The following is a 15,424-nucleotide window of genomic DNA, read 5'->3' on the forward strand; positions in this document are numbered from 1 at the left end:
TTATGAGCAGTGAACGATTACAAAAAGTATTGAGCCAAGCGGGTTTCGGGTCTCGTCGTGAAATGGAGCGTTGGATTGAAAGCGGCTTTATTCATATTAATGGTGAGCAAGCTAAATTAGGCGCTACCGTGAGCGCGAGTGATAAAATCAGTGTTAAGGGAAGGATTATTGCGAATCCATTGAAGATCGCCTCTAAGACGAGAATCCTACTCTACCATAAGCCTGTAGGTGAAATATCTAGTCGACATGATCCTAAGCACACTAAAACCGTATTTGATAGCCTACCCCATTTAGCGCAAGGACGCTGGGTTCAAGTCGGGCGTTTGGATATTAACACATCGGGCCTTATGATTTTCACAAACAATGGCGAGCTTGCCAACCGCTTAATGCATCCTAAATACGAACTTGAACGAGAATATGCTGTTCGAGTTAGGGGGGACGTAAGTCGTGAGACCCTACGATCCTTGGAAAAAGGTGTGGAGCTTGAAGATGGTTTGGCAAAATTTAAGAAGATAGAATTTCGCGGTGGTGAAGGAACCAACAGTTGGTATCATGTCATCATCACCGAAGGAAAGAATCGCGAAGTGCGGCGATTATGGCAATCGCAAGGGGTTGAAGTCAGTCGTCTAATTCGCATTCGCTATGGAAATTTATCCCTCCCAAGATTTTTGGCACGGGGTCAATCGGTGGAGTTATCTCCACAAGAAGTTGATAAATTTATTGCAAATTTAAAGTAGTTGGATGTATTCATGACTAAACGACGTAAACGCCTCCCTAGCACACCGTTCACCACAACCATTGAACGATTTAGTCACGACGGTCGAGGTATTGCTCGAATCGACGGTAAAGCAACCTTCATTGAAGGCGCCCTCCCTGGTGAGACTGTAAGCTTTCAGTATTTGCGTCAAAAAAAGGATTTTGATGAGGGGCGGGTCATTGAGATTTTGGCCGCCTCTCAAGAGCGAGTTGAACCTAAATGTGCGCACTATGGCGTTTGTGGAGGGTGTTCCCTCCAGCATCTTGATGCCAAAGCCCAGATTCGTCATAAACAAGAGCAGCTGCTGGATTTGCTAGCGCGAACCGCTCATATTACACCCGAACAGGTGTTAGAGCCTTTGATTCACGACCCTTGGCATTATCGTAAAAAGGCTCGATTGAGCGCCCGATATGTTGAAAAAAAACAGTCAACCTTGGTGGGATTTAGAGAAAAGCATAACCCGAGATATATCGCTGAAATAGCATCTTGTAGCGTATTAAGCGCAACTATCGCGACCGAGCTTCTTAATCTTAGAGCGCTCATTGACGATTTTTCCAATCCTTCATCGATTGCCCAGATTGAAGTGGCTGCAGGCGATCAAGACATTGCCCTCATCTTTAGAAATTTATCCTCCTTAGTGAATGATGATGAGCAAAAGTTAAAAGCGTTTGGGGCGCGAACCGGATTTAAATTGTATTTACAGCCAGGCGGGGAAGATACCGTCACGTTGTTTTACCCTAACGATGCGGACGAGTTTTTAAGGTATCAACTGCCCGATGAGCACATTACGTTCAAGTTTCATCCTACAGACTTTACTCAAGTAAACTCGAGCTTAAACCGTCTCATGGTTAATAAAGCGCTCAAGTTATTGGCCCTTGAACCGGAAGATTGTGTGTTGGATTTGTTTTGTGGTTTAGGCAACTTTTCACTTCCCATTGCTCGGCATTGCCGTGAGGTATTAGGCGTTGAAGGAAGTGAGCGCATGGTTCAGCGAGCGAAGATGAATGCTGAATTGAATCAGCTAAACAACACCAAATTTTTAGCTGCGAATCTTGATGATGAATACGCTTTGTCGATGTTCGCTGATGTTAAATTTAATAAAGTGTTATTGGATCCTCCACGCACAGGGGCGATGACTATTGTTAAGCATATCGATCGAATTAAGCCAAGTCGTATTGTTTATGTATCCTGTAATCCCGCGACATTAGCTCGTGATGCAGCGGTATTAGTCAATATCCATGGATATACGTTAACAGCCGCGGGGGTGATGGATATGTTTCCTCATACGGCTCATGTGGAGTCAATCGCACTCTTTGAACAATAAAGGATGGTTGTTATGGTCAAGGTAAAAGAATCTTCGGCGATATTATCCGAAGGAACGATTGATGTAGAACAATGGTTGCAGCATTTAGCCAATAAAGGCTATCTCGCCGATTTAGATTTGATTCGAAACGCGTGCACATTAAGTCAGCTCGCAGGCGCCGAGCAAGCGACTGAAACGGGCGAATCCTGCTTTCAACAGGGCTTGGCTATGGCCGATATCTTGGCTGATCTAGAGGTAGATAAAGAAACTTTGATTGCCGCCATTGTCTATCGAACCGTTCATTTTACTGATTTATCGCTAGACGTTGTTGAAGAACAGCTGGGTGCTTCGATTGCAAAATTAATTAAGGGCATTGAGAAAATGAGCGGTCTTTCCAATCTCAGTGCTTTAAACAAATACCCACAAAGTAAACACCAAATCGATAATATTCGTAAAATGCTGCTGGCGATGGTCGATGATGTTCGCGTCGTACTGATTAAGCTTGCCGAGCGATTATGTGTGCTACGAACTTCTTCCCCTATGCCAGAGGCCATGAGAAAACAAGTTGCTACGGAAGCGATGGAAATTTATGCGCCTCTAGCGAATCGTCTTGGAATTGGAGCAATTAAATGGGAAATGGAAGATCTCGCTTTCCGCTATTTGCATCCCGAAGAATATAAGGCGATTGCAAAAGGACTGAAATCGAAGCGACTGGAACGCGATCAATTTGTTAATTATATTATCGATGCGTTAAATCAGCAGATTAAACTTCTAGGATTTGAGCATTTTGCGGTGTACGGACGCTCTAAACATATTCATAGCATCTACAAAAAAATGACTCGCAAAAATGTATCGTTAGATGAAATCTATGATGCAACCGCGGTTAGAATTTTGGTGGATACAAAAGAGCAATGTTATGAAGTACTAGGGTTGGTGCACTCCTTGTGGGAACAAGTGCTTGCAGAATTTGATGACTACATTGTGAATCCGAAACCGAATGGTTATCAATCGCTGCATACGGCAGTTAAAAGTCCTGAAGGCCGCGTGTTTGAAGTGCAAATCCGCACCTTTGAAATGCATGATTTAGCCGAAATGGGTGTTGCGGCACATTGGAAATATAAGGAAGGCGCAGGGCGGCAGAAAGAAAGTCATGAGCGTAAAATTGAGTGGCTACGCGAAGTGTTAGCTTGGCATCGCGAGATGGCAACCCATCAAGGCGTTTCCGAAGACATCGAACGAGAGTTTTTAGAAGATAGAGTGTATGTCTTTACGCCAGATGGCGACGTGCTGGATTTGCCACAAGGCTCAACACCACTGGATTTCGCTTATAACGTGCACAGTGAAGTAGGCCATCGTTGTCGTGGGGCTAAAGTGAATGGACATATTGTTCCCTTGACGTACACGCTAAAAACAAGCGATAGCGTGGAGGTACTTACCGGTAAAGAATCCAAGCCTTCTAGAGATTGGATTAACCCACATCTGAATTATTTAAAAACCTCACGTGCAAAAGCGAAGGTGTTACATTGGTTTAAGCTGCAAGATTTTGATAAAAATAAGGCCGAAGGACACGAACTCTTAGATAAAGAATTAAAATCGTTAGGGTTAAAACCGGATCGTTTAAATGAGGTTGTTGCGGCCTTTAACCTTAAGAGCTTAGATGATTTATATGCAGCTCTTGGACGAGGTGATATTAAGCTTGGGCAAGTCATTAGCCGAATAACACCGCCAGAAACAGAAGCACACAATATCCTGACGATTTTAAAGCCCCATACCAAACCCGAAGTATCTGGCAGTGATTTACGAATTGAGGGAGTGGGCAACTTACTAACGCATATGGCTCGGTGTTGCCAGCCAGTACCTGGAGATGATGTGGTCGGTTACATCACGTTAGGTCGAGGGGTTTCAGTGCATCGAAAAGATTGTCCTAATATTATTCATGCCAGCGAGCGGCAAAAGGGGCGGTTCTTAGAAGTCAGTTGGGGTAGCGCTACACGAGAGCAGTACGTTGTGGATATTTTAATTAAGGCGTTTGATAGAACAGGATTACTCCGTGACCTCACATCGTTACTCGCAAATGAAAAAGCTCATGTTTATTCTTTACAGACTCAAACCAACAAACAAGAAAATATTTCTTATTTGTCGTTAACGGTTGAAATCGATGGTTTAAGTAGTCTTTCCCGGCTCTTAAGTAAAATTGGTCAAATTCCGAATGTATTAGAGGCAAGACGACAAGTTTAAGGTTAATAGGTTGGGTTGAAAAGGCCCTCAGCTATGAATACTATGGATGCCCATCTCCATGGTAATAACTCAAGGCGAAAAAATAATGCCTAATGTCACGTTACGACCTTCACTTAATAAGATATTAAATGTTCGGCATGCGGCACCTAGGCTCATTGCCTCTAAGCCAATACGCTGCTGTGATAAGGCCATTAATATTTCTAGAGGCACCAGAACTCCCGATTGAGTATGACCAATAATAATTACTTCAGGGCTTGTTTCTAATACAGGCTTCATTAAGTCAAGATCGAGTGTCTGCAAGGAAGCCGCTTGCCAATCCGTAATAATACTATCGCGGCAAACAATTAGATTAGAATGATAAACTTGTGAGTTAATCGTCACTTCATGCTCTGAATAAGATCGGATACTATGGATTTCGACAGGTTCTTTATTGATTTGCATAGTGGCAGTTAATTCTTTATTAATTTATACCCATTCTACCTGAATATGCTGATCTTTTCAGGTAGAATAATGGTCATAACTATATTATAGAGATGAACTAGAATGAGTCAATTTCCTCGGATTAAGCGCTTGCCCCCATATGTGTTTAATACCTTAACCGAACTCAAAACCGCAGCGCGTGCTCGCGGCGAAGATATTATTGATTTTGGGATGGGAAACCCTGATGCACCAACGCCTCAACATATTGTGGATAAATTAATTGAAACATCCAAACGTCCAGATACCCATCGCTACTCAATGTCAAAAGGGATTCCTCGTCTTCGCCGAGCAATGGCTGCTTGGTATAAACGTCATTACGATGTGGAACTAAATAGCGATACTGAAATTGTGACCACAATCGGTTCAAAAGAAGGCTTGGCGCATCTTGCTTTGGCGATTTCAGGTCCAGGGGATACTATTTTAGTTCCTGATCCGACCTATCCCATCCATACCTATGGGTTTGTGATTGCCGGAGCCAATGTGAAACAAATTCCCTTGGTTGACGAATATCAATTTTTAGACGCCGTTGAAAGTGCGATCGCGCAAACTTGGCCCAAACCCAAAGCCTTGGTGATTAACTTTCCTGCTAACCCAACCACGCATTGCGTCGAGTACGGTTTTTTTGAAAAAGTCGTGGCTTTGGCCAAGGCCCATCAACTCTGGGTTATTCATGATTTGGCCTATGCAGATATCGTGTTTGATGGTTACAAAGCGCCATCTATCTTGCAAGTGCCAGGTGCAAGTGATATTGCGGTAGAAACTTATTCTCTCTCAAAATCGTATAACATGCCCGGTTGGCGCGTAGGGTTTGTTTGTGGGAATGAGGAACTTGTTGCTGCGTTGACAAGACTTAAATCTTACCTTGATTACGGAATGTTTACTCCAATTCAAGTTGCGGCAATTACTGCCTTAGAAGGTAGCGATGAGTGCGTGCACGAAATACGTGACATTTATGAACAAAGACGAAACTTACTTTGTGATGGGCTAAATGAGCTGGGATGGGAAGTTGAGAGACCCAAAGCAACGATGTTTGTGTGGGCGCCTATTCCTCCTTTTTATCGTGAAATGGGATCGCTTGAGTTTAGTAAATATCTTTTAAAGAAAGCCTCTGTTGCCGTATCTCCTGGTATCGGATTTGGGCAACAAGGGGATGCCTATGTGCGATTTGGGCTTATAGAAAATACTCAACGCATCCGTCAAGCGTTACGAAATATGAAAACGTTGTTTCGCACGGATGGGTTATTGCGCGCAGGGTAGACTTAAATATGCAAATTGTGGTTAATGCTGAAATTGAGGCTTTACCCAAAGAAGCCGCGTTAATTTCAGATGGAGGAAATTTTTACGCACATATTTTAGCTTGCGTAGGATATGCCAATGATTCTTTACCGGTGGGAGCGCTGTTAGCTCGGCATTTGAATCTTGCGGGTGAGTGGTTAGTGGCGTCACCGGTGTATTGGGAAGCGACACATAATGACGCACTTATGAAGGCTTGTGGTACAGAACTTCAAGTTTCTGAGGAGGAAAGCAAAGCTTGGTTTGTTGCTTTTAGTGATTTTGTTCGGGCAGATGACTTTGCTACCTATTATGTGGATAAGCATACTTGGCTCATTCGATGTGATTCTAAGCCTCCTTTACATTCACTACCGGTTCATTGTGCTTTACATCAATCCATGATGCCTTTGTTGCGATCATTGGATAACACCATGTATTGGCAGCGATTTCTTACCGAAAGCCAAATGTTTTTAAGCAATAATATTCTTAATAAAAATCGAACAAATGTTCCAATTAATGGGATTTGGCTTTGGGGGAGCGGTCGCTTACATGAGCCAGGACGCAAACCAATCCTAAGCCAAACCGAGTCCTTATTGCAATTAGCCAAATTAATCTCTAATCATGCAACGTTCTATCAGCCTGGAAGTCGGTTATCAAAACATAGCTTGTTGTTGTTTGATGAGTTAAAGGGTGAAGCATTAATCTACTTACAAAAACAATTAAACAATAAAAGCGTGCCGTGGTTTTGGAACAATGCTGTTTATCAAACGCAGTCCAAGCCCTGGTTTACACGCTGGTGGAGTTAGAAACTTATGCAAATAAAGCAGCGAACATTACCCCTTAATTTACCTGACTTAGACGTGCCTCATCCGGTGTTGCGAAGGATTTATGCCGCTCGTGGCATTGTGGAGGCTTCCGAGCTTGAGAAAAGCCTTCGGGCATTGCTCCCTTTTGACTCTTTAACCGACATAGACAAAGCGGTTGCTCGCCTTTATCAGGCAATTCAGAACCAACAACGAATTCTTATTATTGGGGATTTTGATGCGGATGGAGCAACCTCCACGGCACTTGGCGTTTCGGCTTTACGAATGTTTGGTGCTAAGTATGTTGAGTTTTTAGTTCCTAATCGTTTTGAGTTTGGTTATGGCTTAACTTCCGCTATTGTCAATGTGGCAAAACAATGGCGGCCGGATTTAATTATTACCGTCGACAACGGGATTGCAAGTATTGAGGGTGTTGCTGCTGCCAATAATGCGGGCATTGATGTTTTGGTTACCGATCATCATTTACCGGGTGAGGCATTGCCTAATGCCTGCGCCATCGTTAATCCAAACCAAGCTGGCGACTTTTTTCCGAGTAAGTCCATCGCTGGCGTGGGTGTGATTTTTTATGTGATGATGGCGTTGCGTCGTCATTTAATGAGCTTGGATTGGTTTAAGCAAAATAACCTGGTTGAACCCTCGATGGCGCAATTTCTGGATCTTGTGGCCTTAGGAACGGTCGCCGATGTTGTGGCGCTCGATAAAAATAACCGTATTATGGTTAATCAAGGGCTTACAAGAATTCGAAGGGGATTCGTACGCCCGGGTATTCGTGCGTTGATTGAAGTCGCTGGTCGTAAGGTTGAACAGTTACGCGAAAGTGATTTGGGATTTGCCATCGCCCCAAGATTAAACGCCGCCGGTCGATTAGATGATATGGCGCTAGGTATTGAATGTCTTTTGGCTGAAGATGATCGCCAAGCCCGTGTTTTGGCTGAACAGTTGAACGAACTTAATATTGAGCGCCGTAAAATCGAAACAGAGATGAAAGATCAAGCGCTGAATGCTTTAGATAAGCTTATGTCAACGGTTGAACATAATACCTTACCTGTTGCGTTATGTTTGATGGATAGCTCGTGGCATCAAGGGGTAATCGGCATATTAGCGGGCCGACTAAAAGAGAAATTTCACCGTCCAGTAATTACGTTTGCTGCGGTTAGCGATACGGAGCTAAAAGGATCGGCACGCTCGGTTCCTGGATTAAACATTCGAGATGTTCTTGCAGCCATCGACAAAGATTTTCCAGGGCTTATAATAAAGTTCGGCGGCCATGCTATGGCTGCAGGGTTGAGCGTGGAGCCCCAAAAATTTAAAACATTCAAATCGTGTTTTATAGAAGAAGTGGCGAAGCAAATTGACTTGAGCGCTTGTACGGGTGAGATTCTGACGGATGGTGGATTAGCGCCTGAGGAATTAACCCTGAGTTTGGCTTCTTTATTGAATGAAGCAGGCCCATGGGGTCAGCACTTTCCTGAACCGATATTTGATAATCGCTTCGAAATTTTAGACCAGCGCTTAGTTGGGGAGCGGCATTTAAAATTAACCCTTACCCATGAGCAAGGAGGGGATATATTCGATGCGATCGCGTTTAATGTGGACTTGAAGGTTTGGCCCAATTATCGCGCCAATCGAATTCACGCCGCCTATCGTCTGGATATTAATGAATACGCCGGAAGAACAAAATTACAACTGATTGTTGTAGCATTGAAAGCTGATGAACTGTAAAGGAAACGACACTATGTCGCCAACACCCAAAGAACATGCCTGTGATTTATTATTATTTGGTGCCAAAGGAGATCTGGCTTGTAGAAAACTATTGCCCGCGTTATATCAATTGCAAAAAGCAGACTTATTGCCCAGAGATGGCAAAATAGTTGCTGTGGCACGGGATGATATGGGCCTTGGGGCCTATTGTAAACACGCAGAAAATAGCCTGCGCAAATTTTTGAAAGAACCTTTTAATGAAGAAGTATGGCAACGTTTAAGCGCTCGAATTGAATATTGTTCTATAGATTTGAGTCAAGCGGCTGATTATGCAAAGCTTGTTCAGGTCATCGATCCTGGCCAACGCTTAACGGTGAGTTATTTTGCGACACCTCCGTCATTATACGGATTGATATGCCAAGGGTTAGCAGAAGTAGGGTTAGCAAATTCCTCCTGTCGTGTGGTTATGGAAAAACCAATCGGCAAGGATTTTGCTTCATCCCAGCAAATTAATAACGATGTGGCGCGATATTTTCATGAAAATCAGATTTATCGTATTGATCACTACCTCGGCAAAGAAACGGTTTTAAATTTACTCGCACTTCGTTTTGCGAATACGATCTTTGCTTCCAATTGGGATCGCACCATGATTGATCACGTCCAAATCACTGTCGCTGAAGAAGTGGGGGTGGAAGGTCGCTGGAGCTATTATGATGATGCCGGTCAAATGCGCGATATGGTTCAAAATCATTTACTTCAGATTTTGTCGCTGATTGCCATGGAACCACCAGCCAGTTTAGATGCTGAAAATATACGTGATGAAAAACTCAAGGTTTTGAATGCGCTAAGACCGATTGATTATACGAACGTCAAAGAAAAAACGGTTCGAGGCCAGTATGTTAGTGGCTTTACAAGCGGTCATGCGGTACCTGGTTATCTTGAGGAAGAAGGCGCTCGTACAAATAGCCAGACGGAAACCTTCGTTGCGTTGAAAGTCGATATCGATAATTGGCGTTGGGCGGGGGTGCCGTTTTATCTCAGAACCGGGAAGCGAATGCCAAAAAAAATGACGGAGGTGGTCATTTGCTTTAAATCACAACCCTTGAATATTTTTCACAAAACGATCAATGAGCTTCCGGCTAATAAGCTAATTATCCGTTTGCAGCCAGATGAGGGCGTTGAAGTTCAGATTATGAATAAAATCCCTGGATTGGGTAAAAATATGCGTTTGCAACAAACCAAACTTGACTTAAGTTTTGATGAAACGTTTAAATCCCAACGCATTACCGATGCGTATGAACGACTATTGTTAGAAGCTATGCTAGGAAATCAATATTTATTTGTCCGGCGAGATGAGGTGGAATGCGCCTGGAAATGGGTTGATGGCATTATTGATGCCTGGCATAGTCATTCGGAAGCACCAAAACCTTACCAAGCAGGCACATGGGGCCCCGTTGCCGCCATTTCATTGCTTGCCCGCGACGACAGAAATTGGGACGAATAAAATGAAAATTCATTCTTTTGACAACGTTAAGACATTAAATCATTATTTTGCCGAGCAAATAACAACCATCATTAAACAAGCCATTGATCAACGCGGCCAGGCTTTTTTAGTGGTATCTGGTGGAAATACGCCTAAACCGTTGTTTGAAACATTATCTACGGTGCCTCTAGACTGGAAGCATGTAACCATTACATTGGCTGATGAACGAAAATTACCTGTAACTGAGCAAGACAGCAATGAACGTATGGTTAGAGAAACTTTATTGAAGAATTTTGCTGCTGAAGCTAAGTTTATTAGCTTAAATGATAACACCAAATCTCTTTCAGACGTTGAACAAACCATTGCCGCTCTTCCTACCTTTGATGCGGTGATCTTAGGCATGGGCGAAGACGGTCATACGGCTTCTCTTTTTCCTTGCAGCCCTGAGCTCAAACTCGGCTTGGATGATGACATGTCTTCTGCCGTGCTCGAAATCAACCCAGGACATGCTCCTTATCAACGCATCTCTTTGACCAAAAAGAGGCTTTTGGACAGTCGTGTCGTATTTTTGCATTTGGTGGGTGAAAAAAAGCTGGCTGTATTTAACCAAGCCTTGGAAAGCGTTGACCCTTTAGAAATGCCGATTCGAGCTTTTTTACACCATACTCGTTGTGATGTGCAAGTGATGTATTCCCCTCTGTAAGGAACGTTGTATGAATAAAGTTGTACAAACCGTAACAAATCGTATTATTGAACGGAGCAAGCCCTTTAGAACACACTATTTAGAACGATTAGAAAAAGCTAAAGAACAAGGACCTCATCGACATGCATTAGGCTGTGGAAACTTGGCTCATGGCTTTGCAGCCTGCCAGGAAGCAGGGAAACAGGATTTACGCGGGCGAACAAAAGCAAATATTGCGATCGTATCAGCCTATAATGATATGCTTTCAGCACATCAGCCTTATGAATTTTATCCTCGACAAATTAAAGAGGCCATTGCCAGCGCAGGCGGCGTCGCGCAATTTGCTGGTGGGGTACCGGCTATGTGTGATGGAATTACTCAAGGCCAACCTGGCATGGACTTAAGTTTAATGAGTCGCGATGTCATTGCAATGGCGGCAGCCGTTAGTTTGTCACACAACATGTTTGATGGCGGGTTGATGCTTGGTATCTGCGATAAGATTGTACCAGGGTTACTAATAGCCGCTTTAAGCTTTGGCCATCTTCCTTTTTTATTTGTACCCGCAGGCCCCATGCCATCGGGTTTGTCTAATCTAGATAAAGCTCGCATTCGCCAAAAATTCGCTAAAGGAGAGGTGGATAGAGAAGCGTTATTAGATGCTGAAGCCGCCTCATACCATAGTCCTGGAACGTGCACGTTTTATGGCACGGCAAATTCCAATCAACTATTAATTGAGATGATGGGGTTACATCTTCCTGGAGCATCGTTTGTGAACCCCAATACCCCGTTAAGAACGGCGTTAACGGACACCGCAGCGCGACGAGTGCTCGAGCTAACCCATCTTGGAGAGAATTATTTGCCAATCGGCAAGCTTTTCAATGAAAAAACACTGGTCAATGGCATCATTGGACTTTTAGCGACCGGTGGGTCAACCAATCACACCATGCACTTAGTTGCCATTGCTCGTGCAGCTGGTTTAATCATCAACTGGGACGATTTTGCTGAGTTATCTCAAGTTACGCCTCTTATTACTCGTATTTATCCTAATGGATCTGCCGACATCAATCACTTCCAACGTGCCGGTGGCATGGCCTTTTTAATCCATACTTTGCTCGAAGCAGGGTTGTTGCATGAAGAAGTAAATACCGTCGCAGGCTTTGGATTGCAGCATTATACCCAACAGCCACAGATGGTGGATGGCGCATTGACTTGGGGGGCTGGCCCCACTTCTTCTAAAGATACAGACGTGCTAGCGGATGTTAAAACCCCCTTTAGTCCACAAGGTGGATTAAGTGTTTTATGCGGTAATTTAGGACGAGCCATTATGAAAACCTCATCTTTGCCTGAGGGCAAAGGGGTTGTTGCTGCACCTGCGGTCGTTTTTTTCTCTCAAGAGGAAGTTGAAGCCGCGTTTAAAGCAGGTGAACTGAATAAAGATTGCGTCATTGTATTACCTTATCAAGGTCCTCAAGCTTGTGGCATGCCCGAACTACATAAGCTGACGCCATTGTTGGGCGTATTACAAGATCGTGGATTTGAAGTGGCTCTTGTTACGGATGGAAGAATGTCTGGCGCTTCTGGTAAAATTCCCGCAGCAATTCATCTTACCCCCGAAGCGCTCAATGGTGGGGTTATTGCAAAGGTTAAAACAGGCGATCTCATCGTTCTTGATCCATTTAAAGGGATTATTCGTTTGATGGTTCCAGATGAGGCGTTGGAACAACGATCATCAACTAAACCGTTGCTGTCTCAACATTACTATGGGTTAGGGCGAGAGCTATTTGGCAGTATGCGCTCACAGCTTAGTGGCGCAGAACAAGGTGCCTGTAGTTTATACGTGAGTGAGGCTCAGGGGCATGAGTAATGTGGTCATTGTTGCTGATATTGGTGGAACTAACGCTCGTTTTGCTTGCGTTGACTTAGATACAATGAATCTAACTCATTTTGTCGTTTATCCCTGTGCTGAATTTCCATCATTCGAAGCGGTTTTTACCCATTATCAGAAGACCGTTGTACGTAAGCCCATTAAACGGGCAGCCATTGCGGTGGCTAGCCCGATTTTGGGGGATGAAATTTCAATGACGAATCTTCACTGGCAATGGAGAATCTCATCATTAAAAAAATCATTGGGCTTGGATGCACTCTTTGCGCTTAATGATTTTACAGCCATTGCAATGAGTTTGCCTGCTATTCCTAAAGCCGAAACCGTTCAAATTGGTGATGGTCAGATCGTAGAGCATGGTCCCAAAGTGATTCTTGGCCCTGGCACAGGGCTAGGTGTATCGTTTCTTATTTCAGAATCAGGTAGATACGTTCCTTTAGCCAGTGAAGGCGGACATGTTGGTTGGTGCGCTGAAAATGAACAAGAGCAATTTATTTATCACTTTCTACAGGATAAGTTTGGTCGAGTTAGCATCGAGCGCGTTCTTTCTGGCTCAGGGTTGGAGCAAATTTATTTGGCTTTGTCGAACTATTTCAACGTCTCTGCGACTCCGAAATCAGCTTCAGAAATTGCAATACTAGCCGAAAAGGGGGATCAACTGGCTCAATCGGCAATCACGCAATTTTTTGCCACTCTAGGCAGCTTTGCGGGCGATTTAGCCTTAACGCTAAATGCGTATGGGGGCATTTACTTAGCTGGCGGGATAATCCCCAAATTATTACCACGTCTCAATGACAAGCTGTTTCGTCAGCGTTTTGAGGCTAAAGGACGTTTTAGCCTCGTCAACCAAGGGATTGCAACCTTCGCCATTACGACCAAGCAGCCAGGTTTATTAGGGGCGGCACTTTTTTTAAAGCAACAGGGGAAAGATGAATATGATGCAACACCCAAAATGGCCGTTACTGCCTAGTGATTTATTTAAGTTAGGCCCAATTATTCCTGTTATCGTGATTACAGAACTTTCAGAAACCATCTCTATGGCTCAGTCATTAGTTGCTAAAGGCGTTAAGGTTCTAGAAATTACTCTACGAACTCCTATTGCCTTAGAAGCGATACAGTTGATTCGTCGTGAAGTTCCCGATGTCGTGACAGGAGCAGGGACGGTATTAAATGCAGAACAGCTTGCAAAGGCGGAGGAAGCCGGTGCTCAGTTTGCATTAAGTCCTGGTCTAACGCCTGAGTTGCTTAAAGCTGGTCAACAAGGCAATATTCCACTGATTCCTGGACTCAGTAGTGTTTCAGAATTAATGATAGGGCTAGAGCACGGGTATACGCATTTCAAATTTTTTCCAGCAGAGGCAAAAGGTGGGATTTCGGCATTAAAAGCATTTTACGGCCCTTTCCCTAACGTAAGATTCTGTCCAACCGGAGGAATCAACGAACAAAATTACCAAGCTTATCTGGCTTTACCAAATGTCGATTGTGTAGGTGGCTCTTGGTTAGTTCCCCGTTAAATTACAGCAGGTGAATGGCGGGTCACGCTTCTAAAGCTTTGGGTTGAACAATATAAAATGGCTAAAGGTAATAGCAATAGATAAAATGCTTTTTGCCCACCAAAACTATGGAATAAGTTGCCTGTAATAATGCTTCCAGTAGTACCTCCTAAAGCTGAGAATATTACAATTAAGCCAGTCATGGCTGCATGCTGAGATTTAGGGAGGGATGAAAGCATAACCGAGTTGATCGCAGGATAAATCGGGGCCATGAAAATACCAATAATAGGCAGTAAATAAATGGCCAAAGGGGCATTTTGCCAATTGACAGGAGTTGGTGGCCGAATCCCTTTTGTTACTGGGAGTATTACGATCAATAAAGTAGCCATCCCAATAATACAAATAGATAGTAGAGTATGCCAGGCTATGCGTTTCAATAAGATCCCTGCCAGCAAACGTCCCAGAGCCAACGATCCCGCCATAAGTCCTGCAACTTGAACACTCATTGAGCGAGGAATCCTCAAAATTTCATGATTAAAAGTTGGTAACCAAGTACTAATGCTTTGTTCAATAAGCACATACATGAACGTCGATATGATGAAAATTAAAACAAAGGATTGATAACTAAGCTTCAGCATGTCATTAAAATCTTGCCAGAAGGAACCTTGGGTGGTGGATTTAACTTTAGGAATTGAGGTGAATCTTAAGGTAAAAAGATTGATAAGACACAACCCTCCTAATAACCAATACACGTTTAGCCATTCTTGGGTCCTCGTGGCTGAATCATGGATAAATAAACTAAATAACCAATTTCCAAATAATACACCAAGCATAAAAAAACCCTCGATGGTATTAAGTAATGATGCATGTTGACGAGGACTATCTGTGATGGTACCAATCGTGGCGTAGACTGATACTTTTACCAGGGCAAAACTTGCTCCAAGCGCTAAAAATAAAAATTTGGTGGTCATGAAACTGGGCAATAACGGCATGGCAAAACACGCCATGGTTACTACGATTAGTCCAAGTTGTATAGATGCTTTATAGCCAAGGCGCGGCAAAAATGAAGCCACAAAAAAAGAAACAATAGCAATCGGTAAATCCTTAAATCCTTCCAGAGTGCTGGCGCTATGCTTAGTGATGTTGTAATTATGGATCACTTGAAGAATAACCGTACCAACACTGTTAAGTAAAATGGCAAAGATGACGTATGTGAGTATCAATGCTAGTACAAGTGGCCATTTTTTCATTGTTTACATCTCCTTTTGTACCGGATATCTCCTGTACGTAACTCAGCTACAAAATAAGT

General features: G+C 43.4%; 13 protein-coding genes. 11 read left to right on the forward strand and 2 right to left on the reverse strand.

What is annotated here, in order from left to right; translation table 11 throughout:
• Positions 1–2 precede the first annotated feature (2 nt).
• The 3 genes from rluB to relA are packed head-to-tail and all read left to right on the forward strand — an operon-like array spanning position 3 to position 4,298.
• Positions 3–737 (forward strand): 23S rRNA pseudouridine(2605) synthase RluB, encoded by a 735-nt coding sequence (gene rluB / locus E1O47_RS02415; RefSeq protein ID WP_133129677.1) that lies wholly within the window; start codon positions 3–5, stop codon positions 735–737.
• A gap of 12 nt (positions 738–749) precedes the next feature.
• Positions 750–2,081, forward strand: coding sequence for a 23S rRNA (uracil(1939)-C(5))-methyltransferase RlmD (gene rlmD, locus E1O47_RS02420; RefSeq protein ID WP_133129678.1), 1,332 nt, complete (start codon positions 750–752; stop codon positions 2,079–2,081).
• Positions 2,082–2,093: 12 nt separating this feature from the next.
• Positions 2,094–4,298, forward strand: a complete 2,205-nt coding sequence (gene relA / locus E1O47_RS02425; RefSeq protein WP_133129679.1) for a GTP diphosphokinase — start codon at positions 2,094–2,096, stop codon at positions 4,296–4,298.
• 69 nt (positions 4,299–4,367) lie between these two features.
• On the opposite strand, the gene E1O47_RS02430 is transcribed toward relA, so the two are convergent.
• Positions 4,368–4,739 (reverse strand): Mth938-like domain-containing protein, encoded by a 372-nt coding sequence (locus E1O47_RS02430; protein WP_133129680.1) that lies wholly within the window; start codon positions 4,737–4,739, stop codon positions 4,368–4,370.
• A 102-nt stretch (positions 4,740–4,841) separates the two neighbouring features.
• Between E1O47_RS02430 and alaC the strand changes: the two genes are divergently transcribed.
• The 8 genes from alaC to E1O47_RS02470 are packed head-to-tail and all read left to right on the forward strand — an operon-like array spanning position 4,842 to position 14,136.
• Positions 4,842–6,035 carry an alanine transaminase gene (alaC, locus tag E1O47_RS02435; protein ID WP_133129681.1) on the forward strand — a complete coding sequence of 398 codons (1,194 nt, stop codon included), beginning with the start codon at positions 4,842–4,844 and terminating at the stop codon, positions 6,033–6,035.
• An 8-nt stretch (positions 6,036–6,043) separates the two neighbouring features.
• On the forward strand, positions 6,044–6,856 hold the full coding sequence (locus E1O47_RS02440; protein ID WP_133129682.1) for a hypothetical protein: 813 nt from the start codon (positions 6,044–6,046) through the stop codon (positions 6,854–6,856).
• Between the two features lie 6 nt (positions 6,857–6,862).
• Positions 6,863–8,596, forward strand: a complete 1,734-nt coding sequence (gene recJ, locus E1O47_RS02445) for a single-stranded-DNA-specific exonuclease RecJ (protein WP_133129683.1) — start codon at positions 6,863–6,865, stop codon at positions 8,594–8,596.
• Positions 8,597–8,609: 13 nt separating this feature from the next.
• A complete protein-coding gene (gene zwf / locus E1O47_RS02450) occupies positions 8,610–10,079 on the forward strand; it encodes a glucose-6-phosphate dehydrogenase (RefSeq protein WP_133129684.1) in 1,470 nt (489 codons plus the stop codon).
• Position 10,080: 1 nt separating this feature from the next.
• The gene (gene pgl / locus E1O47_RS02455; protein ID WP_133129685.1) at positions 10,081–10,761 is read left to right on the forward strand and encodes a 6-phosphogluconolactonase; all 681 of its coding nucleotides are present in this window, start codon (positions 10,081–10,083) and stop codon (positions 10,759–10,761) included.
• Positions 10,762–10,771: 10 nt separating this feature from the next.
• Complete coding sequence (edd, locus tag E1O47_RS02460) at positions 10,772–12,604, forward strand: phosphogluconate dehydratase (protein ID WP_133129686.1); 1,833 nt, start codon at positions 10,772–10,774, stop codon at positions 12,602–12,604.
• On the forward strand, positions 12,597–13,592 hold the full coding sequence (gene glk / locus E1O47_RS02465) for a glucokinase (protein WP_133129687.1): 996 nt from the start codon (positions 12,597–12,599) through the stop codon (positions 13,590–13,592). The genes edd and glk overlap by 8 nt, the downstream gene beginning before the upstream one ends.
• Positions 13,558–14,136: a bifunctional 4-hydroxy-2-oxoglutarate aldolase/2-dehydro-3-deoxy-phosphogluconate aldolase gene (locus tag E1O47_RS02470; RefSeq protein WP_278025354.1), complete on the forward strand. Its 579-nt coding sequence runs from the start codon at positions 13,558–13,560 to the stop codon at positions 14,134–14,136. Before glk ends, E1O47_RS02470 begins: the two co-directional genes overlap by 35 nt.
• On the opposite strand, the gene E1O47_RS02475 is transcribed toward E1O47_RS02470, so the two are convergent.
• Entirely contained in the window at positions 14,133–15,365 is a 1,233-nt protein-coding gene (locus E1O47_RS02475) for an MFS transporter (protein WP_133129688.1), read from the reverse strand. The genes E1O47_RS02470 and E1O47_RS02475 overlap by 4 nt on opposite strands.
• Positions 15,366–15,424: the final 59 nt, after the last annotated feature.

Source organism: Legionella yabuuchiae (assembly GCF_900640115.1).
GTDB classification, from domain to species: Bacteria; Pseudomonadota; Gammaproteobacteria; order Legionellales; family Legionellaceae; genus Legionella_A; species Legionella_A yabuuchiae.